Origin of the sequence: Cohnella boryungensis (genome assembly GCF_042651945.1) — a bacterium.
GTDB lineage: Bacteria > Bacillota > Bacilli > Paenibacillales > Paenibacillaceae > Cohnella > Cohnella boryungensis.
On the sequence record NZ_JBHSED010000036.1, the window covers coordinates 126,674 to 147,452 of the forward strand.

Annotated in this window: 15 protein-coding genes; 14 read left to right on the forward strand and 1 reads right to left on the reverse strand. The window is 50.3% G+C overall.

From position 1 onward, the window contains the following. Window positions 1–276: 276 nt before the first annotated feature. Genes ACFO1S_RS17475 through xylF form a run of 4 tightly spaced genes read left to right on the forward strand, consistent with a single transcriptional unit; the run spans window position 277 to window position 5,392 of the window. On the forward strand, window positions 277–1,254 hold the full coding sequence (locus tag ACFO1S_RS17475; RefSeq protein ID WP_204603873.1) for a sugar ABC transporter substrate-binding protein: 978 nt from the start codon (window positions 277–279) through the stop codon (window positions 1,252–1,254). Next, the gene (locus ACFO1S_RS17480; RefSeq protein ID WP_204603874.1) at window positions 1,251–2,696 is read left to right on the forward strand and encodes a sensor histidine kinase; all 1,446 of its coding nucleotides are present in this window, start codon (window positions 1,251–1,253) and stop codon (window positions 2,694–2,696) included. Before ACFO1S_RS17475 ends, ACFO1S_RS17480 begins: the two co-directional genes overlap by 4 nt. A 1-nt stretch (window position 2,697) precedes the next feature. Next, complete coding sequence (locus ACFO1S_RS17485) at window positions 2,698–4,260, forward strand: response regulator (RefSeq protein ID WP_204603875.1); 1,563 nt, start codon at window positions 2,698–2,700, stop codon at window positions 4,258–4,260. A 16-nt stretch (window positions 4,261–4,276) separates the two neighbouring features. Continuing rightward, a complete protein-coding gene (gene xylF, locus ACFO1S_RS17490; RefSeq protein WP_378127234.1) occupies window positions 4,277–5,392 on the forward strand; it encodes a D-xylose ABC transporter substrate-binding protein in 1,116 nt (371 codons plus the stop codon). A 641-nt stretch (window positions 5,393–6,033) separates the two neighbouring features. Here xylF and ACFO1S_RS17495 read toward each other — a convergent pair. Continuing rightward, window positions 6,034–6,684: a transcriptional regulator gene (locus ACFO1S_RS17495; RefSeq protein WP_204603876.1), complete on the reverse strand. Its 651-nt coding sequence runs from the start codon at window positions 6,682–6,684 to the stop codon at window positions 6,034–6,036. A gap of 382 nt (window positions 6,685–7,066) precedes the next feature. Here ACFO1S_RS17495 and ACFO1S_RS17500 point away from each other — a divergent pair, with 382 nt between their 5' ends. The 10 genes from ACFO1S_RS17500 (at window position 7,067) to ACFO1S_RS17545 (ending at window position 20,774) form a co-directional block, all read left to right on the forward strand. Next, window positions 7,067–8,167, forward strand: coding sequence for a sugar ABC transporter substrate-binding protein (locus ACFO1S_RS17500; protein WP_204603877.1), 1,101 nt, complete (start codon window positions 7,067–7,069; stop codon window positions 8,165–8,167). Between the two features lie 94 nt (window positions 8,168–8,261). Next, window positions 8,262–9,782, forward strand: coding sequence for an ATP-binding cassette domain-containing protein (locus ACFO1S_RS17505; protein ID WP_204603957.1), 1,521 nt, complete (start codon window positions 8,262–8,264; stop codon window positions 9,780–9,782). 12 nt (window positions 9,783–9,794) lie between these two features. Continuing rightward, window positions 9,795–11,006 (forward strand): sugar ABC transporter permease, encoded by a 1,212-nt coding sequence (locus ACFO1S_RS17510; RefSeq protein ID WP_204603878.1) that lies wholly within the window; start codon window positions 9,795–9,797, stop codon window positions 11,004–11,006. Window positions 11,007–11,167: 161 nt separating this feature from the next. Beyond that, window positions 11,168–11,485: a hypothetical protein gene (locus ACFO1S_RS17515; protein ID WP_204603879.1), complete on the forward strand. Its 318-nt coding sequence runs from the start codon at window positions 11,168–11,170 to the stop codon at window positions 11,483–11,485. 540 nt (window positions 11,486–12,025) lie between these two features. Then, window positions 12,026–12,784, forward strand: coding sequence for an IclR family transcriptional regulator (locus ACFO1S_RS17520; protein WP_204603880.1), 759 nt, complete (start codon window positions 12,026–12,028; stop codon window positions 12,782–12,784). A gap of 90 nt (window positions 12,785–12,874) precedes the next feature. After that, window positions 12,875–13,753, forward strand: a complete 879-nt coding sequence (locus ACFO1S_RS17525; protein WP_204603881.1) for a fumarylacetoacetate hydrolase family protein — start codon at window positions 12,875–12,877, stop codon at window positions 13,751–13,753. A 28-nt stretch (window positions 13,754–13,781) separates the two neighbouring features. Next, complete coding sequence (gucD, locus tag ACFO1S_RS17530) at window positions 13,782–15,242, forward strand: alpha-ketoglutaric semialdehyde dehydrogenase GucD (protein ID WP_204603882.1); 1,461 nt, start codon at window positions 13,782–13,784, stop codon at window positions 15,240–15,242. Window positions 15,243–15,275: 33 nt separating this feature from the next. Continuing rightward, the gene (locus tag ACFO1S_RS17535; RefSeq protein WP_378127267.1) at window positions 15,276–17,267 is read left to right on the forward strand and encodes a YjhG/YagF family D-xylonate dehydratase; all 1,992 of its coding nucleotides are present in this window, start codon (window positions 15,276–15,278) and stop codon (window positions 17,265–17,267) included. A 25-nt stretch (window positions 17,268–17,292) separates the two neighbouring features. Beyond that, window positions 17,293–18,879 (forward strand): glycoside hydrolase family 43 protein, encoded by a 1,587-nt coding sequence (locus ACFO1S_RS17540; RefSeq protein ID WP_204603883.1) that lies wholly within the window; start codon window positions 17,293–17,295, stop codon window positions 18,877–18,879. A 92-nt stretch (window positions 18,880–18,971) separates the two neighbouring features. Then, window positions 18,972–20,774 carry a cache domain-containing sensor histidine kinase gene (locus ACFO1S_RS17545; RefSeq protein WP_204603884.1) on the forward strand — a complete coding sequence of 601 codons (1,803 nt, stop codon included), beginning with the start codon at window positions 18,972–18,974 and terminating at the stop codon, window positions 20,772–20,774. The last annotated feature ends 5 nt before the right edge of the window (window positions 20,775–20,779 follow it).

Here is a 20,779-nt window from a genome sequence, read left to right on the forward strand (position 1 = left end):
CGAAGGCGGTTGATCAACGGCCTGAGGTAACCCTTGTTTTCATTTCATGAGTTAACCCTCAGATGCAGACACTGGTTATCGTGTTTAACTAACGTAAAGAGGATATGGAATAAAATTGTCGAAAGCTACTAAGTTAGCAATTCATCCTAGGGTTGGAAAGTCCGAATGATTCGCGTTCTTGCCGAACGGTTTCAACAATCGCGGAATTGCGTTTAGGATTAGGGTTGAATGATGATAAAACGCATATAGCCTATTAGGGAAACGGAGCTCATTCTCTTGCGAAAAACTGTTATTCTCATACTCGGTCTCGCATGCGTCATCTTGTTTTATTTTACGTTCGTATCGGCGTATAAAGTGTTTCGTTCCGACTGGCAATTGCCGCGGACCTCAGCCCATAAGCAAGCGCAGTTTCGCCTTGTTCTGATTACGCAAGAGCTGGAGACGCCGTTCTGGGTGAAGGTCGGCGGAGGCGCGATCGAAGAAGCCCAGAAGAACGGGACGAGCATTGAAGTGTGGGGAAGCTACAACAAAAACCAAGAGGATTTCTTGAAAAAAATCGAGATCGCCATCGACTCCAAAGTAGACGGGATTATTGTGCAAGGTCTGGATACCGAGGAGTTCAAAAACTTAACGAAATTGAAAGCCGCCTTCTACGGTATCCCTATCATTACCGTGGCGAATGATGTGCCGATGGGTGAAAGCCTTAGAAGAACTTACGTAGGATCGGATCAGTATATGGCAGGCCAATTGATCGCCAAGCAGCTGCTATCCGACATGGGACATTCGGGTAAAGTCATCCTTATGGGCGACAGCCGTCAGGAGTATTATCAAGAGCAAAGATTAAAAGGCATTTACGACGTGCTGAAAAATTATCCGAATGTTCTGACGGAATATGCGGAAACGGCCGACACGAGGCAGCAGGTCATCGCTACGACACAAGACCTTATGAATCGTTTGCCCGATTTAGATGCATTTATAGCCGTTAACGCGAATATCGCTGAGGCGATGATTCAAGAGATCGGCAGACGCTCTCAGGTCGAGCCTTATTATATCTATTCATTCGACGATAGCCCGGATACGTTCTCCTTGCTCATGCAAGGAAAGCTTGACGGGATGATCGAGCAATCCCCCGAGATGATGGGCAAGATTAGCGTGGATCTTATGATTAAATGGTTAACCGGCGAGATGGTCCCTCTCAATACGGACGGATATCTCACCGATATTCGGATGTTGAAGGCGGCGAACTCGCGATGAACAGCATCCAGAAGAAAATATGGACGCTGGCCGCAGTCGTCTTGTTTATCATGATGGCAATTTGGGGGGCACTGACCTACTACAACCAGAAGACCCAAAATCAATACAACGATATTTTGCAACGGTATTTACGGATGAACGAAGTGACGAGCGCGAGCCAGCAGACGATTACGGATCTGAACAACTATTTGCTAGCGCCGAACGCTGCCAATCTTGCGCAACTGAATGAGAGCAAGGAGAATATCCGTAAAGCGAGGCTGGAGGTCATCGGGCTAAGGAACGCGGAAAACGATTTCGCATTGACCAATTACATGAACTTGATCGACAGCCTCGTCGAGACGACGGATAGATCGCTGATGTTTCAGTCGGAGAAGGAAACGGAGGATTCCGCTAAAGCTTTCTCGGAAGCGACGCGTATATCCAAATACATCTCGGACATGACGCTCACCCTTCTCGACACGGAACTGAAGACGTACGATCGCTTCTATCGCAGCATTATCGAGCAATCCGCCGAATTGAAGAAGCTAGGAATCTGGTTGCTCCTGCTCATTATGCTCCTGCTCTTATTATTTACGTACTGGTTCTCGTTAAGCATTACGAGACCGGTGCTGAAGCTGACGCAAGCGGCTAAGGAGCTGTCGCGGGGACGATTCGATCTGCAGATCGAGGTAGAGTCCAACGACGAAATTTCCTTCCTCGCGAAGATGTTCGATCGTATGCGCATCAATATTAACAACTTGATCTCGGAAATCCAACAAAAGGCGCAGCTCGAGAACGAACTGCAGCAGAATAAGCTTCTATTGCAGGAAAGCCAGCTACGCAGCTTGCAGAGTCAGATCAATCCGCACTTTTTGTTTAACACGCTTAACACGCTTTCCAAGAAGGCGTACTTGGAAGGTTCCGAAGAAACGAGCGATTTGCTTGCAAGCGTCGCGGGACTGCTCAGGTACAACTTAAAGCGGTTGGACAGGTCCGTTACGCTATACGATGAAGTGAAGGTACTGAGGCAATACATTGAAATTCAGAAGGCTAGATTTACCGAACGTCTGCAATTCCATACCGAAATCGACGAATCTTGCCTGCATATTCAAATTCCCGGCCTTACATTGCAGCCGATCATCGAGAATGCGGTTATCCACGCGGTCGAGCCCGAGGAGAATGGCGGTACGATTTGGTTCCGCATAATCAATGGAGATGAACGAGTAACGATTGAGATTGAAGACGACGGACCGGGGATGACGGAGCTCAAGATTAAGCAAATTCTGGAGGAGCATCTTATCGAAACGGAAGGACATTCTACCGGAATCGGATTCAGTAACGTCGTCAGGCGGCTTCGCCTTTTCTATGGATATGAAGATGTCATTGGGATAGAGAGCGGTTCAGGCTCCGAGCGCGGTACCAAGGTTATGTTGAAAATACCGAAAACAAGGGGAAACGAATAGTATGATTAAGCTCCTGATCGTAGATGATGAGCAGATCGAGCGGGAAGGGCTGCATGCGATATTGCAGAAAAACTTTGCGGAGCTTGCCATCGAACAGGCGAAAAACGGGAGAATCGCTATACAGATGGCTGCTGAGTTCCAGCCGGATTTGATCCTAATGGATATCAAGATGCCTGGGATAAGCGGAATCGAGGCGTTAGAACGAATCAGCGCGGACAATCCTGGCATCAAATTCGTTATGGTAACGGCATACGATACGTTCGAATACGCACGAAAGGCGATCAAGCTTGGCGTCAAGGACTATTTGCTTAAGCCGAGCAAAGCTAGCGAAATCGTGGCGACGGTCGGCAAAGTTCTGAATCAAATAGAGGAAGAGCGTAAATGGATAGAGAGGAACAGGCTTCAGCAGGATGCGCTGCAAAAAGTATTGCCGCTCGTCGAGACGGATGTCGTTACGCAATTGTTGTTCGATCACGTGCATGAAGTTCATTTGGATGAACTGGTCGGGCTGCTGGGCATCCGGAAGACGAACGAGAAGTTCGCTCTGATCGTCTTGCTGCCGAACGGCTCGGAAAGCTTCTACACCGCGGTTAAAGATAAGGTAAGGCAGACGGGGAGCGGTTGGGTCGGCGCCTTGTATGGCCGCCAAATTCCGATTATCGTATTCCGTGAGCCGGATCGTACTTTCCGTTCCCAAGCCGTAGCCTTGGCTAACGAAATTCTTTCCGTGGCGAAGTCCGAAGTCGGTACGGGCTGGTTCGTCGGGATCGGGAACGCTTGCGGGGCGCTGGATCAGATCAGGCAGTCTTATCAGGAGGCGCTAATCGCTTCTATGGATCCGACGCTGCCCGTGAAATACCGTTTTTACTGCGATACGCCTGTGCTTGGTGTTGCACGCGAAGGCCATCTGGCCAAGCAACGGGAAAAACAGTTTTTCGATCAAATCCGGCTTGGGCAATGGGAGCAAGTGCGTGCTAACATTATGGATTCCATTCGACGGTACGAGAATGAAGGAGCCGATCTGCTGCAAGCGCAGCAGCGCGTGCTGGAGCTGCTCTGGGTCGCTTCCAGGGTGTTGATTGAAATGGGGGTCGAGACGGATATGCCCTTATATTCTTTTCAGTCGCAGGATTATCGGCAGTTGCGCGCCGAATCGGGTCTCCTGCTCGACCTAATGAGGCAATCGTACGTAAAACATTATGAACGGCTGGAACCGGATACGATTCAGCAGATTAAGCAATATATCGTCGAGCATTCCCATAAGGATATTACGCTGGACGCGATCGGCAAGAGGGTCGGTTTAAGCCCGTTCTACATAAGCAAAATGTTCAAGGAGCAGCTTGGAGTCAATTATATCGATTTCTTAACCGAATGCCGGATCGAGAAGGCCAAGAAGCTGATGAGCGATCCGGATAAAAGCCTCAAGGAAATTACGTTCGAGATCGGCTACCACGATCCGAATTATTTCAGCAAGGTGTTCAAAAAAATGTGCGACGTCTCGCCGACGGAATATCGGAAGACTCTTCTTGGCAAAAAAACGGACGGTAAATTCGACTCAATGTGAAAAGGAGGGGAAGTTGATGAAGCGGGGATTTATGCAGGCTAGGTTTAAGGTTTGCGTTTGGGGGCTGATCTGCCTAATTGTCCTATCGGGCTGCCTAGGGAATGAAGCCCAGAGCGATATCCAAGCGTCAGCTACACCATCCATGTCGGATGCGGCGGCGGAATCAGTCGGCGGTCTTGCGTCTCCCGGAGACAAGGTCAAAATCGGCTTCTCCATGGATACGTTTCAGGAGGAGCGTTGGTTGAAGGATAGGGACCTGTTCAAAGAAGCGGTCGAAGCGTTGGGCGCGGAAGTGGAAATTATGGCTGCCAACGGCGATGAGGCGAAGCAGAATTCGCAAGCCGAAACTTTGATCGGACAAGGCGTCGATATCCTTGTCGTCGTTCCCCATAACGCCGAGTCGACTGCGGCAATCGTCAAGAAAGCTCATTCGGTGGGGATTAAGGTACTCGCGTACGATCGCCTAATTAAGAACGCGGAAATCGACATGTACGTTTCCTTCGACAACGAAAAGGTGGGGGAGCTGCAGGCGCAAGCCATTACGAAGCTGGTCCCCAAAGGCAAGTACGTGTATATCGGGGGGGCCGATACGGATAACAATGCTCATTTATTTAAAAAAGGGGTATTTAATGTTCTCCAGCCTTTGATCGATAGTGGAGATATTACGGTCGTATACGACCAATGGTCTAAAGACTGGAAACCCGCTAACGCGCTAGTGAACATGGAAGCGGCCCTTAAGGCCAATGACAATCGGATTGACGCTGTCATTGCGGCGAATGACGCGACGGCGGGGAGCGTTATTCAAGCGCTTGCGGCGCAAGGGCTTGCCGGCAAAATTCCGGTCGCCGGGCAGGACGCGGAGCTTGCGGGCGTACAGCGAATCGTCGAAGGTACTCAGACGATGACGGTGTATAAGCCGATTCGGGCGTTGGCTGAAACGGCAGCCGCGCTTGCGATCAGGATGGCGAAGGGAGAGAAGGTTATCGCGGAAAGTAAGGTGAACAATGGGAAAATTGAAGTGCCTTCCGTACTCCTATCCCCAATCGCGGTCGACAAGCTTAATATTGATGAAACGATCATCGCGGACGGCTTTCATACCAGGGAAGACGTGTACAGGAACGTGAAGAAATAGCATCGCGATCATACGCAGGCATCTTATGACCGTCAACTGCGAGTCACCCCAAGTTGCAGGACCGCCATAAAGTAGCTGAGTCACCTTGGATTATTGAATTACTCGCTAAATCGCCTGGCCCCCCCTTTCTCCCAGGTTTGCGGACATCAGAGACCTTATTATAGAAATCAGAGTGATTTTTAGGATGTTATGGACCTGAGAGCCGTTAAATGGTCAAGAATCCCTCAAGTTTACGAAATATAGGGTGAATAACGGCGCTCATGTCCGCGACGAGCTTAAATACTAGGGAAATCGCCCGGATAAAGGCTCCTATGTCCGCCACACCATCGACGCAAATGAGGATCCGTATCTACGAGCACAAGATGCCAAATTAACCGCTACTCCCAAGCACCAAGCTACTCCAAAGCACCAAGCTACTCCCAAGCACCAAGCTACTCCCAAGCACCAAGCTACTCCAAAGACCAAGCTACTCCAAAGCACCAAGCTACTCCCAAGCACCAAGCTACTTCAAAGCACCAAGCTACTCCCAAGCATCAAGCTACTCCCAAGCACCAAGCTACTCCCAAGCACCAAGCTACCCCGGGCATCGCTGCCCATGACCAATTGAATCCCTGCTCCAAGCTCTGCCTTGCCCCCAACGTTCATATGCGAAGCTTATAGGTGCGAAATCGTTGTTCACCGCCGCTTGCGACTTCCAGAATGTGCAGATCTACAAGTTTGTGAAGAATGCGTCGAGCGTGACGATCGGTCACTCTAAGATGTTGAGCAAGCTCAAGCGGAGTAAAGGGCCGTAACAAGCGCCGCGCCAATCTGAGCGTTTCGACTTCCAAGCACGCTAACCCGGAAGGGGCATCTGCGGCGATGAATTTCCCGATAAAAGCTAGAACAAGCTGCTGGCATTGTTGGGGTTCATCGATAATCGACGGATAAGCGACGGGCAAGAACGTCCAGCCATCCAATGCTAACAAGCAATGTCGCCTGCAAAGATCCTTGAATCGCCTAACGTCAAGGTCTCTAGCGTGAGGTCCGTAGCCTTGAATTTCAATCCCGCCTTTGGCTCCGCCCGGCATATAAGCTAGATCCAAATAGCGATAGCCATTATTGAAGTCTCGTACTTCCCATTCCGGGAACAGATGCTGGAAATGACCGACGGCAGGAAACCAAATGGAGCGCAAAAATTGAACAGTCCCGTGCCCAAGTCCCTTATTCAGTAATTCTCGCCTTCTATGGTTTTTTTCCTCCGAGATATGGGCATTCATCCACTCGTCCAATCTTTCCTCGAATCGCAACATAGCGGGCAGACTCCTTCTCCGGTTAATGAAAAAGCCGCTTCAATACGCTCTCCTCCAAGGAACAGGGGGATCAAGGTATCGAAGCGGCGTGTGCTTCACGACCGACTTTTCACTTAATAGTATAGTGGAGAACGGATGATTCGGCAATTCGCAGCATGGAAGTGACCGGGTTCAGTACGAATAGAGTTTGTTTCTTGGTTCCGTCTACCCGGCGGAGCTTTTTTATGTAAAAAATCACCTTTCCGATCCTCATCGTTTTCCCGTCTGCAAAAAAGTATAGATGGTCGTAAAAGAGTGCTATTATTTAGCGCTTTCAACAAGTAATTTCGGTGCTATAGTTGACCTTGTTATCAGATGGAACAATTTGAGAGGGGTAACAAAGATGAAAAAAAGCATCAAATCGATTGCTTTAATGCTCGTTATTATGATGTTGGCCATTATCGTAGCAGCTTGTAACCAGAACAATGACAAAGTGAGCGTCGGTATCGTATTACCGACCAAAGACGAGGAAAGATGGCTGCAGGATGAGCAACGGTTCAAAGACGCGCTGAAGGACACCAAATATACGACTGAAATTTTGTTCAGCCAAGGCTCCTCCGCCAAGGAAAAAGAAAACGTCGAAACGTTGATCAACAAAGGAATCAAAGTATTGATCATCTGCCCGCCGGACGGCGACGCGGCCGCGGCTGCGGTCGAGGCGGCCAAGAAGGAAGGCATCAAGGTCATCTCCTATGACCGCTTAATCACGAAAACAGACGCCGTCGATTACTACGTAACGTTCGATAGCATCGAAGTGGGTAAAGCGCAAGCGCAATACTTGGTCGACCACGCCAAAGGAAACGGCCAACCGCTATACCTATACGCCGGCGCCGCAACCGACAACAACGCATTCCTATTCTTCGAAGGCGCTTGGAGTGTGCTTCAACCGAAGATCAAAGACGGCACGTTTAAGATCGCGAACTCGGCTGAAGCGGTTGCCCTGCAAGATAAAGAAACGTTATCCCGCGACGAGATGAGCAAGATCGTCGGCCAAGTGACGACGAGTTGGGATCCGAACGAAGCCAAAAACAAAGCCCAAACGCACTTGACGGCTGCGGGTGCCGACATGAAAGGCGACGTCGCCATTCTCGGCCCGAACGACGGTACGGCCCGCGCGATCGCCGACGTTTTCGCTACGGATAAAGCGGTTACAAGCTACGTCATCTCCGGCCAGGACGCCGACAAAGCTTCTATTCAATACATTATCGAGGGCAAACAATCGATGACCGTGTTTAAGGACGTTCGCACGCTCGTGAAAGACGCGATCGGCATGGCGGTCGACCTTCTCGATGGTAAAACACCGTCGACGACGGGCGAATACGATAACAAAAAGATCAAAGTCAAAGCGAAGCAAACGAAAGTTATCGTGGTCGACAAAGACAACGTTAAAAAAGAGCTCATCGATTCGGGTTACTACAAAGCAGACGACTTTACCGGATTATAAGCCGAACGAGCAATAGGACGAAGCGGAATCGTGATGGACTCGTCTATCACGATTCCGCGATTGTAAGAAGGCGTTCGGTTAAGGGGGCAGGATGATGAAGGACTACATTCTTGAAATGGACCGGATCTCCAAGGAGTTTACGGGCGTCAAGGCGCTTACGGATGTTAACTTCAAGGTCGAGAGGGGCGAGATTCACTGCCTCATCGGAGAGAACGGCGCCGGCAAGTCCACGCTTATGAAGGTATTGAGCGGTGTTTACCCTTATGGCTCTTATAGAGGAGATATCGTGTACGACGGGGAAGTGCAGCAGTTTCACAAAATCAGCGATAGCGTGAAGGCTGGCATCGCGATCATCTATCAGGAGCTCGCACTGTTCCCTGACCTTCCTGTTTACGAGAACATTTTCGCAGGAAACGAAGTGATGCGGGGCGGAGTGATCGACTGGAACCGCACGATCGTCGAAGCGACGAAAATGCTGAATAAGGTGAAGCTGAACGTCAATCCCGAGACGCTGATCTCAGATTTGGGCGTCGGAAAGCAGCAACTGGTAGAGATCGCCAAGGCGCTCAGCAAGAACGTCAAGCTGCTTATTCTGGACGAGCCGACGGCTGCCCTGAACGAGAACGACAGCGAGAATCTGCTGAATCTGCTGCGGGAATTGAAGCAGCAAGGCATCACCTGTATCATGATCTCGCACAAGCTGAAGGAAGTTATCGCCATCGCGGACAAGGCGACCGTGCTGCGGGATGGCCGGACGATCTGTACACTTGATGCCTCCAAAGGCGAGGTCATAGAGAGCGTCATTATTAAGAACATGGTCGGTCGAGAGATCGAGGACATCTATCCGAAGAGGAATAACAAAGCCCCCGGGGAGACGGTTCTGGAAGTCCGCAATTGGTCAGCCTACGATGCTCAATTGGGTCGGCAGGTCGTGAAGGGAGTTAATCTGCATATAAAAAAGGGCGAAATCGTCGGAATAGCCGGCTTAATGGGCTCGGGAAGAACAGAACTCGCGCTGAGCCTCTTCGGAAATCCGAGGTCCTATAAACTGAACGGACAACTCGAACTGAATGGGCAGCCGAGGTCGTTTCCCCATTCGAGAGATGCCATCCGCGCCGGCATCGCCTACGTGACGGAAGACCGCAAAGGCGACGGATTGTTCCTGATTCAGGATATCAAGAACAACGTGACCGCGGCGAACCTGAAGGGCATCTCTTCCAACGGCATTCTCAACGACAACGAGGAAATCCGGGTCGCTGAGCGTTATAAAACGTCGCTGAACGTAAAAGCGCCGTCCGTCGAACAGATCGTCGGCAACCTGAGCGGAGGCAACCAGCAAAAGGTTTCGCTCGGCAAATGGCTGTTCGTCGGGCCGAAGCTTCTCATTCTGGATGAGCCGACGCGGGGAATCGACGTCGGCGCCAAATTCGAAATCTATACGATCATGAACGAACTGATCGATCAAGGCATGTGTATCATCATGATTTCTTCCGAGCTCGGAGAAGTGCTCGGAATGAGTGATCGCGTGTACGTCATGGCTGAGGGCAGAATCAAGGGCGAGCTGCCGATTGAAGAGGCCGATCAAGAAAAAATTATGCAGCTCGCTACGCAATAGGAGGCCTACCACATGAACGTAATCAAGGAAGCGAAACCGTTGAAGCCGGCTAACCTCGGCAAGGAAGCCAAGTCGCTAGCGCATTTCAATATTCGCGAATACGGGATGTATATCGCCCTGATCGTCATTATGCTTACTTTCTCGATTATGACGGACGGCTTATTCATGTCTTCCCGGAATATCAGCAATCTGCTCGACGCGACCGGCTATATCGGCGTGCTTGCCGTCGGCATGACGCTCGTCATCGTCATCCGGCACATTGACTTGTCCGTCGGGTTCGCCGCCGGCTTCATGGGCGCCATCGCCGCGCTCCTGCTGACGCAGGCGGGCTGGCCCGTGTACGTCATTTTTCCAGTTATTCTCGTACTGGGCATCGTGGTCGGCATGTTCAACGGGGTGCTCGTTGCCTCGATCGGAATCCCTTCTTTCGTGGCGTCCCTTGCGGGCATGCTGATCTTCCGGGGCGCTCTTCTTCAAGTGACGGAGAAAACCGGGACGATCCGTATCGACAATGCCCAATTCAACGCGATAGGAAACGGGTTCATTCCCGAACTCGCCGAAGTGGGCGGCTTGAAGCTGCTCTCGTTGATTTTGGGCTTGGCGGTCATTCTCTTCTACTTGTACAGCGAATTTTCTAAGCGAAGGAACAAGATCAAATATCAGTTCGAAGTCTTATCCAGGCCGATCTTCCTCTTGAAATTAATTTTCGTCTCCGTTGTCATTTCTTATCTAACCTGGATTTTAGCGGGTTATCACGGATTTTCGTGGACAGTCGTCATCATGCTGCTGGTTGTCGTCGTGTATCATTTCCTAACGACCAAAACTGTGCTCGGCAGACAAGTTTACGCCGTGGGCAGTAACCCCGAAGCCGCGCATCTAAGCGGGATTAACGTCAAGAAGATCACTTACATCGTTTTCGGTTCCATGGGCTTGCTTTCCGCGCTGTCCGGCATCCTGTTCACGTCCCGCTTGCAGTCGGCGACGACGACCGCGGGCACGCTGTTTGAGCTGGACGCCATTGCGGCCGCTTACGTCGGAGGTGTCTCGTCCGCCGGCGGGGTCGGTAAAGTGACGGGCTCCATCATCGGAGCCATCGTCATGGCTTCCCTATCCAACGGGATGAACCTGCTCGGAGTAGGGATTTCCTACCAATATATGATTCGCGGCGCAATTCTGGCGGCGGCCGTTATTTTTGACGTCATGACCCGCAGGAAGAGAGGCTAATCCAATTTGCGCAAGTCCGCCGTCCCAGTTCTATTCGCGATTGAGGACGATAGAGGGCCGACCGGGTTTGCTTACTTATATATCCTTTAGTTTAGATTAAGTTTCGTTTAAGGATCGTCCTCCATGATAGAGTCATAGAAAGCAACAGGAGGATGATCATCATGAATGAAAATCAAGCACAAGACTATCATGGAATGGACAACCGTAGCGAGCCGGTTACCGTATATGATTACGATTCCTCGAAAAACTTAACCTCGATGAAGTCGTCTTATAAAAATGAGTTGGCTGCCATGGATCGGACGCAGTCTGAGCGAGGAGATGCGAATTCGCGCAACAGAAACAGAAACGGATATACATTTAAAACGATATTCGCGTCGTTCATGACTGGTATGATGCTAAGTGAGTCACTTTGGATTATTGAATTACTCTCTAAATCGCCTGAACCCCCAGGTTTGCGGACATCACAGACCTTATTTTAGAAATCAGAGCGATTTTTAGGATGATGTGGACCTGAGAGCCGTTAAATGGTCTAGAATCCCTCAAATTCACGAAGTATAGGGTGAATAACGGCGCTCATGTCTGCGACGAGCTTAAATACTAGGGAAATCGCACGAATAAAGGCTCCTGTGTCCGCCACACCATCGACGCAAATGAGGATCCGTCCCCCACACTAGCACAATATGCTAAATCAACCGCTATCTAGGCACCAAGCTACTCCCAAGCACCAATGTAGTTGAGTCACCTTAAGTTACTGGATCGTCATAAGTAGCTAAGTCACTTTGGATTATTGAATTACTCTCTAAATCGCTTGGACCCCCCAGGTTTGCGGACATCAGAGACCTTATTTTAGAGGTTGAACATGGACCGGGAAGCCATTATTGTTACAGACAGAATATGATGGACTTCTTAATGCTTGGATGGACATTAAAATTATTGTCTGCTATCATGTAGTTGTAACAATTACAAAACTTGGTTTTATAATATAGAACCGATATGAGGAGGGGAGACAGAGAAGAGATATGCCCATCATTCAAGCATTAGATAGAGCGTTTAAGATTATCGACCTATTCGATGAGCATTGTATGGAGTATAAGCTGACTGAAATAAGCTCGGCAATGAACTTGCATAAGAGCACGGTTCATGCTCTGTTGAAAACGCTTCAAGCCCACCAATATATCGTACAGGATGAGCAGTCCGGGAAGTATCGCCTGGGGATGAGGTTTGTAGAGAAGGGGCAGTTGCTCCTCAATCATTTTGATATACGGGAAATCGCCAGACCCCACTTAAGAGCTTTGTCTGCCGAGACCGGCCAAACGACGCATTTGGTTATTATGGAGGGCAAAGAAGGCATATATATTGACAAGGTCGAGGGGCAGAAGGCTGCTATTCGCTATTCCCGGATCGGTCGCAGAGTATCCTTGCATAGCAGCGCGGTGGGGAAGGTATTGGCGGCTTTCCGGCCTATCGAGGAGCAGACCCAGATGATGGCAGGGTATACTTTTGTCAAGCATACGGATAAGACGATTGACAACATCGAGGCTTTCATGAAAGAGCTGGAGGAAGTCAAGAAGCAGGGCTATGCGATTGACAATGAGGAGAATGAGCCAGGGGTCCGATGCGCCGCTGCTCCGATCTACAACCATAACGGGAAAGTGATCGCGGCATTGAGCGTATCTACGATGGTGGCACATGTTGACGATCGTGAACTCGCACGTTTAATCGGAATGCTGCAGCAGGAAAAGAGTCACATTTCCCGGCAACTGGGTTATTTAACCTAGCTCAGGATAGATCGAATAGGATAAAACCGGTTCGATCTATCCCCGAATACAAGAACGCAGTTTTATATTATAAAACTAGGAGAGAAAAAGATGAGAATTATACGATATCGGAATGGCGAGGAACCATGTATGGCAGCCGTAACGGATGAGGGCAAGATCTACACAATGATAGATTCGGACTTTATACCTTTCCTTGAACGAATCGAGAAGGCGGGGACAACACCGCTTGAAGACGTGAACAAACTGATCCGTTCAACGGAGCCGCTGGATAGGGAGCTTAAAAGCCTTGATCTGCTTATGCCTGTAGATGCCCCAGAGGTATGGGCGGCGGGTGTAACCTATGCGCGCAGTAAGGAAGCAAGAAACTATGAGGCGACAGACGGCAAGATGAATGCGATTACATTCTATGACAAGGTGTATGATGCGGAGAGGCCGGAATTGTTCTTGAAATCTACAGCGGCCCGAACGGTCGGTCATCTTGATGAGGTTTGCTTAAGAAGCGACTCTAGCTGGCAGGTTCCTGAGCCTGAGCTGGGTTTGGTATTGAATAAGCGCGGCGATATTGTAGGGTACATCATTGGCAACGACATGAGCTGTCGCGATATTGAAGGGGAGAATCCCTTATATCTTCCGCAAGCCAAGGTTTGGAAGCAATCCTGCTCGATAGGACCGATCATCCGATTAGCCGAAACGGTTCAAGACCCCTACCAGCTTCAGATCAATTTGCGAATCTATCGGGATGGAACCAAAGTGGTCGATGAGTCTGCCAGCACCGGGCAGCTTAAGCGCAAGCTGGAGGAGCTCGTTTCGTTCCTGCACAGGGACAATATTGTGTTCGACGGCACCGTTCTTCTCACGGGTACGTGCATCGTGCCTCCGAATCAATTCACGCTTGCGCCCGGGGATCTCATCGAAATTGAAATCACGAGCCTTGGAACTCTAGTGAATACGGCTGTATTAGCCAACTAAAGCCCAAATAGAAGAGAGGATGAATGACATGACTCAAACCTCCCCCGTATATGACAACTACATTAATGGCGAATGGAAGAGCGCCGAAGGCGGCAGAACGCAGAAGAGTATTAATCCGGCCAATAAGAATGAAATCGTAGGGATCATTCCGGATTCGTCCAAGCAGGATTTGGAGAAGGCCGTTGCAGCCGCGAAGACATCCAGACTGGCATGGCGCAAGCTGGCTGGAGCGCAGCGGGGCAATCTCTTGTTCAAGGCTGCCGATATTATGGAAAACAGAATCAATGAAATCGGTGAAGCGATGACCTTGGAAATGGGGAAGACATTACCCGAGGCGAAGGGAGAAACAGCTCGTGGTGTAGCTATTCTGCGCTATTATGCAGGAGAAGGCATGCGTAAGATCGGTGATGTTATCCCTTCTTCCGATGCAGATGCTTTCTTGTATACAACCAGATCGCCGCTCGGAACGGTGGGGGTGATCTCCCCTTGGAATTTCCCGGTTGCCATCCCCATTTGGAAGCTGGCTCCCGCCCTGATATATGGCAACTCGGTCGTGTGGAAGCCGGCAACGGAAACGGCGGTTACGGCAGCGAAGGTGATGCAATGCTTTCATGATGCCGGCTTACCGGCAGGTGTTCTGAATATGGTCGTCGGGAGCGGCAGCGTCATTGGTCAAGGAATTGCTGAACATGCAGATATTAACGGAATCACCTTCACTGGCTCCAACGCGGTTGGTCAAGCGGTCGGGCAAGCGGCACTGGCGCGCGGAGCCAAGTATCAGCTTGAGATGGGTGGAAAAAATCCGATCATAATCGCTGCAGATGCGGACGTCGATCTGGCGGTTGAAGCGACCATTAGCGGAGGTCTTCGTTCTACGGGGCAGAAATGTACGGCGACTAGCCGAGTCATCGTAGTGAAGGATGTCTATGAGGAGTTCAAGTCGAAGCTGATTCAGAAGGTTGCTGAGTTGAAGGTTGGAAATGGCTTGGATGCACAAACGTGGCTTGGTCCATGCGCAAATGAAAAGCAAATGGAAACGGTTATCTCTTATATCCGCAAGGGTGTAGATGAAGGGGCGGTATTGCTGCATGGGGGTACACGACCAACGGATCGCGCTTTGTCCGATGGCTTCTATGTGACTCCTGCAATATTTGACAAAGTGACCTCAAAAATGGCGATTGCTCAGGAAGAAATATTCGGACCTGTACTTGCATTAATTGAAGTCAACGATATTCAGGAAGCGATAGAGCTAGCGAACGATACAACCTATGGCCTTAGCGCATCCATCTACACTCGCAATATCGGTAACGCGTTGCAGTTCGTTCAAGATATGGAAGCGGGTCTTGTCCGGGTGAATGCAGAAACGGCCGGCGTTGAACTTCAGGCTCCCTTCGGCGGCATGAAACAGTCCAGCTCGCATTCCAGGGAGCAAGGCCAGGCAGCCATTGAATTCTATACCTCGATTAAAACCGTATTCATTAAGCCGTAACGAATGACTACACAAGGAATGGATGGGGTAAGTGTGAATTCGGGCTTCGAAACGATTATGGGTATGGACATCGATGCTTACTTTGACATCGTTACGCATGTCTTGGGACCAAGCGGCTCATTGCCTCTTACCCCGGATATGCTGCGCCATTCGCCCAGCGGCGATCTATTCGGCTTAACGCAGAACGTTGGTATGGGATGGGACCCTGCGAAGCTGCTAGGTAAGCAAATCCTGATTCTTGGAACTCAGGGTGGAATTCGAGATGAAGCCGGTCATCCCATCGCACTTGGCTATCATACCGGCCATTGGGAAGTGGGTATCTTGATGAAAGCCGCGGCAACAGAAATTGCGAGTCGCGGCGGAGTGCCCTTTGCAGGCTTCGTAAGCGATCCTTGTGATGGCCGTTCTCAGGGGACGACAGGCATGTTCGACTCATTGCCGTTTCGAAATGATGCTGCAATGGTATTAAGACGTCTTATTCGATCCTTGCCGCAGCGTTCGGCAGTTATGGGAGTAGGGACATGCGACAAGGGATTGCCGTCCATGATGCTGGCTCTAGCAGGGATGAGCAAGCTTCCGGGCATTATCGTTCCGGGAGGCGTGACTCTTCCGCCGACCCATGGCGAGGATGCAGGCAAGATTCAAACGATTGGCGTGAGATATACGAATGGGGAACTGTCGCTTGAGGAAGCGGCTGAGCTTGGTTGCCGTGCTTGCGCTACGCCTGGCGGAGGCTGCCAGTTCCTGGGCACGGCGGGAACGGCACAGGTAATCGCGGAGGCGCTTGGGATGACTGTGCCTCATGCGGCGCTGGCGCCGTCAGGACAGCCCGTGTGGGAGGAAATGGCTAGGCAATCTGCCAGGGCTGCTCTCAGAATGGCGGAAAGCGGACTGACGACCGGCAGGATTATTACAGATCGCGCTATTCGTAATGCGATGGCCGTTCATGCGGCCTTTGGCGGATCTACGAATCTACTGCTCCATATTCCGGCAATCGCGCATGCGGCTGGTCTTTCCATCCCCACGGTCGCGGATTGGGCAGAAGTGAACCGCAATGTTCCACGATTAGTGAGTGTTCTTCCTAATGGCCCGGAGCATCACCCGACCGTAAGAGCTTTCCTGGCTGGCGGGGTACCCGAGGTGATGCTGCACATGCGTAAGCTTGGCGTATTGGATGAGAAGTCGCTCACGGTAACGGGAAATACAATTGGCGAGACGCTGGATTGGTGGGAATCGTCCGAACGACGTCACCGCATGCGCCGACATTTGCTGGAGAACGAAGGGATCGACCCCGATCGCGTGATCTTCAGTCCAGAACGCGCCAAGCAAGCGGGTCTGAGCTCCACGGTAACCTTCCCGACCGGGAATATCTGTCCCGAGGGCTCTGTCATTAAATCGACGGCTATTGATCCGTCAAGAGTTGACAGTAATGGCGTCTATCGCCACGTTGGCAGAGCAAAGGTATTCACAACCGAACGCGCGGCCATTCAAGCGATTAAGGACAAAAGCATCGTTGCCGGGGATGTCATGGTGCTTATTGGCCGCGGCCCGTCGGGCACCGGGATGGAAGAAACCTATCAGCTGACTTCGGCGCTTAAGCATTTGTCCTATGGCAAAGAAGTATCGCTACTTACGGACGCTCGCTTCTCGGGAGTGTCAACCGGTGCATGTATCGGACATATTGGACCCGAAGCTCTAGCTGGAGGACCGATCGGCAAGCTTCGCGACGGCGATTGGATAGATATTCGTATTGATCTGCATCGATTAGAAGGATCTATCGATATGGTAGGTAGCGGTGAGAAGCCGGTAGATTCGGATGCAGGCACGAGTGTATTGGCTTCCAGAGTCCCCCATCCTGATCTGGCGAAAGACCCTGAGCTTCCTGACGATTCACGCTTATGGGCAGCGCTGCAAGCCGCGAGCGGCGGAACATGGCGGGGATGCGTGTACGATGTAGACCGGATCGTCAAGCTGCTTGAGGCGGGGATGAACACGGCAGAGGGTCGAGAGATCATGAACGGTTAAACAGGACAATAAGGGAGTCGAGAATGTGATTAACAATCCCATACTACGTGGATTTCATCCTGATCCGTCTATTGTGCGTGTAGGAGAAGACTATTATCTTGCGACATCGACATTCGAATGGTTTCCTGGGGTACTTGTTCACCACTCCAGGGATTTGGTTAACTGGCGTCCGATCGCCTCGATATTGACACGCTCCTCTCAATTGAATATGGAGGGCAGTATCGATTCAGGCGGGGTCTGGGCGCCATGCCTAAGCTACCACGAGGGCATTTTCTATCTTATCTATACCGATGTGAAGAGCCGAATGGGAGCCTTCAAGGATACTCATAATTATATGGTGACGGCGAAGGATATTATGGGACCCTGGTCAGAGCCGATCTATTTGAACAGCAGCGGCTTCGATCCGTCCTTGTTTCATGACGAGGATGGTCGCCAGTGGCTAGTCAATATGATCTGGGATCATCGGAAAGGCAAGAACTCATTTGCGGGTACTATTCTTCAGGAATATTCGAAGGAAGAGAAGAAGCTGATCGGTCCGAAGAAAAATATTTTCCGGGGAACAAAACTTGGACTTACAGAAGGGCCGCACTTATATAAACGCAATGGATATTATTACTTGCTGACAGCCGAGGGGGGAACACAATATGAACATGCCGTTACGATGGCGCGTTCTCGATATATCGACGGTCCTTATGAAGTAGATCCCGCCAATCCGATCCTGACGTCTTCAGGCAAGCCGGAACTGGAGCTGCAGAAGGCAGGGCATGCTTCGCTGGTCGAGACGCAGAACGGCGAGTGGTATATGGTTCATCTCGTGGGCCGCCCAGTGAAGGATAAATTATGCATGCTCGGCAGAGAAACCGCCATTCAGCGCTGTCACTGGACGGAGGAGGATTGGATAGCGGTTGATGGAGGCAAGTGGCCGCAATCCGATGTGCAAGCCCCCCAATTACCGCTCCATCCTTTTCCTGTTGAACCTGGCCTGGATCACTTTGATCACGCGGAGCTCGGACTGCAATGGAGTACCCTTCGCATCCCTGCAAGTCCGGATTGGATGTCCTTGACTGCAAGATCAGGCTACTTGCGGTTGTGGGGTCAAGAGTCTATGAGCTCAACGCATCGCCAAAGTCTTGTTGCCCGAAGGCAGCAATCGATGGATTGCGAAGCCGAGACAGCCATGGAATACCGTCCAGAGCATTATCAGCAGATGGCGGGCTTGATTCTGTACTACGATACCCGCGATTATGTTTATTTGCGTGTGACGCATCATGAGGAATTAGGCACTTGCATAGGCCTTGTTCAATCCGTAAACGGTATCTATCATGAAATACTGGAACAGGACATTCCCCTTGAAGACGGAACTTATCGCTTGAAGGTAAGGATTCAACGTGAGAAGGCCAGCTTCATGTACGCGGTGGGGGATGGAGAATGGAACGGCATCGGACCGGAGCTTGATGTCAGTCATTTATCTGACGAGGATGCGGAATACATTCGTTTTACAGGGAACTTTATCGGAATGAGCGTCCAAGACTTAAGCGGAGAACGCAAGCATTCGGATTTCGATTATTTCCGATATGAAGAGCATGACGTAGTGCGAATGGATCATCAATAAAAGATGACTGCGGACATCGCTTCCTTAAACGGCCCATAACTTTGTTATGGGTTTTTGTGTAAATTCATGTGCCACTGGGAGATATTGCGGATATGAAAAATGCGGTTAAATTCATAAGTCGTTACCTAACGGGAAAAACCATCATTCGGACGATTATGTTCTCCTATTTAATCGTAAACGTGCTGCTCTTGTTGCTGCTTGGAGTGTTGTCCATTCGGGATTCGACGACAAGTCTTACCCGGGAAATCACGCAATACAGCTACAAAATGATGGAGCAAGCGGCGCGCGGGTTCAGCTTCAATCTTGAAGAGGCAACTCGTCCGCTCGTTCTTCTGGCAGGCCATTATTCGGTTGGCGCCATGATGAATCCGGGCAGGGAAATGGATGTTGAAGGGCGCATCCAGCATGAGAGGAATATAGCAGACGTAGCTTTTGGCGTATCTTCCTTGCAATCTCTGGTTAGCGATATTCTGATCCTGGGGGACAACGGATATGTAAACAATCTGGATGGCAGAAAGACGCTTCGTTGGGACTACCCGTTCATCGAGCAAGCCTGGTTTAAGCAGGCGATATCGGGAACTCCGAACAAAGGTTTTATTACGCTGGGCCTCCATAAGCAGGATTACTATTTGGAAAATAATATTTCAAAACACAACCGACCGACTCTGTCCATCGCATTACCTGTCAAGGATTTTAACCGTAAGCCGATCGGAGCCGTCATCGCTAATCTGGATCTGGACAAAATTAATAGCATGTTCGAATTAACGTCGTATCAGAATAATGAAAGTATATTTATGATCGACACTCAGCAGACCATCATCGTTCACAAAGATGCTGCCGCAATTGGCACAAAACTTGAATTCTCTGACATCGAGCTGATCTATGCCGGCGACTCCGGAAGCTTCGTTACCGAGCTTGACGGGAAGGGAACGCTTGTCATCTTCCACCCGACTGCCGTTCAGGGCTGGAGAATGATCTCGACGATTCCGATGTCTGTCATCAGCGGGCAGGCGGACTCGCTGAAATCCAATCTGATCGGGTTTATATATCTTTGCTTGCTGCTCAACTTTCTGATTTCCATCTTGATTACTATCCGGATATCTCGACCTTTCGGACGACTGCTCTCCACATTGGACAAGATTGGGGGAGACCGTGTCTATGTCAATTCGAAATATAAATATCGCGAGCTGGACATGATAGGCAACAAATTCAAGGAACTGGTCATCCGAATAGAAGCGCTGGTTAAGCAAAACTATCAATCTGAGATCGCATTAAAAGAGGTGGAACTCAAGACGCTGCAATCGCAGATTAATCCGCATTTTCTCTTCAATGCGCTGCAACTGCTGCAAACCGAGATCGTATGCGGCAGTACGGAGGATTCCAACCAATTGGTGCTGTCGCTAAGCAGTCTGCTGCGATACTCCATGAAGCAGTCGGAAGAAATGGTGGAGCTGGAGCAGGAAATTCAGAATGTCAGGGATTATCTGTATATCGTGAATAAAAAATATGACGATCGAATCCATATTGAGTTCCATATCCCGAACGAGTCCATTTTGAAGCAGGGCTCTATAAAGCTAATCCTGCAGCCGCTCGTAGAGAACGTAGTTCTTCACGGATTTGGCGAAAACCCGCAGTCGGCCAAAATGACGATCAGTGCTGTGGCGGTCAAGAAAGGCATCATGATCGCAATCCAGGATAATGGCAGAGGAATAGAGAAGAAGCGATGCCAGCAATTGACCGGACAATTGAATCAACGGGATTTTAAACCGGAGGGCATAGGCCTATACAACGTCAATCAGCGTATCCGGTTGAAATTCGGCCCTCATTACGGATTGAAGATTAGAAGCAAGGAAGGGGCGCACACCACGGTCTATATCATATTGCCAAAAGCCTGAAAATA

Excerpts from the sequence above, each read along its gene's own strand:
- ACFO1S_RS17480 (WP_204603874.1), top strand. The coding sequence starts at position 1,251 with ATGAACAGCATCCAGAAGAAAATATGGACGCTGGCCGCAGTCGTCTTG.
- ACFO1S_RS17485 (WP_204603875.1), top strand. The coding sequence starts at position 2,698 with ATGATTAAGCTCCTGATCGTAGATGATGAGCAGATCGAGCGGGAAGGG.
- xylF (WP_378127234.1), top strand. The coding sequence starts at position 4,277 with ATGAAGCGGGGATTTATGCAGGCTAGGTTTAAGGTTTGCGTTTGGGGG.
- ACFO1S_RS17495 (WP_204603876.1), bottom strand. The coding sequence starts at position 6,684 with ATGTTGCGATTCGAGGAAAGATTGGACGAGTGGATGAATGCCCATATC.
- ACFO1S_RS17500 (WP_204603877.1), top strand. The coding sequence starts at position 7,067 with ATGAAAAAAAGCATCAAATCGATTGCTTTAATGCTCGTTATTATGATG.
- ACFO1S_RS17505 (WP_204603957.1), top strand. The coding sequence starts at position 8,262 with ATGAAGGACTACATTCTTGAAATGGACCGGATCTCCAAGGAGTTTACG.
- ACFO1S_RS17510 (WP_204603878.1), top strand. The coding sequence starts at position 9,795 with ATGAACGTAATCAAGGAAGCGAAACCGTTGAAGCCGGCTAACCTCGGC.
- ACFO1S_RS17515 (WP_204603879.1), top strand. The coding sequence starts at position 11,168 with ATGAATGAAAATCAAGCACAAGACTATCATGGAATGGACAACCGTAGC.
- ACFO1S_RS17520 (WP_204603880.1), top strand. The coding sequence starts at position 12,026 with ATGCCCATCATTCAAGCATTAGATAGAGCGTTTAAGATTATCGACCTA.
- ACFO1S_RS17525 (WP_204603881.1), top strand. The coding sequence starts at position 12,875 with ATGAGAATTATACGATATCGGAATGGCGAGGAACCATGTATGGCAGCC.
- gucD (WP_204603882.1), top strand. The coding sequence starts at position 13,782 with ATGACTCAAACCTCCCCCGTATATGACAACTACATTAATGGCGAATGG.
- ACFO1S_RS17545 (WP_204603884.1), top strand. The coding sequence starts at position 18,972 with ATGAAAAATGCGGTTAAATTCATAAGTCGTTACCTAACGGGAAAAACC.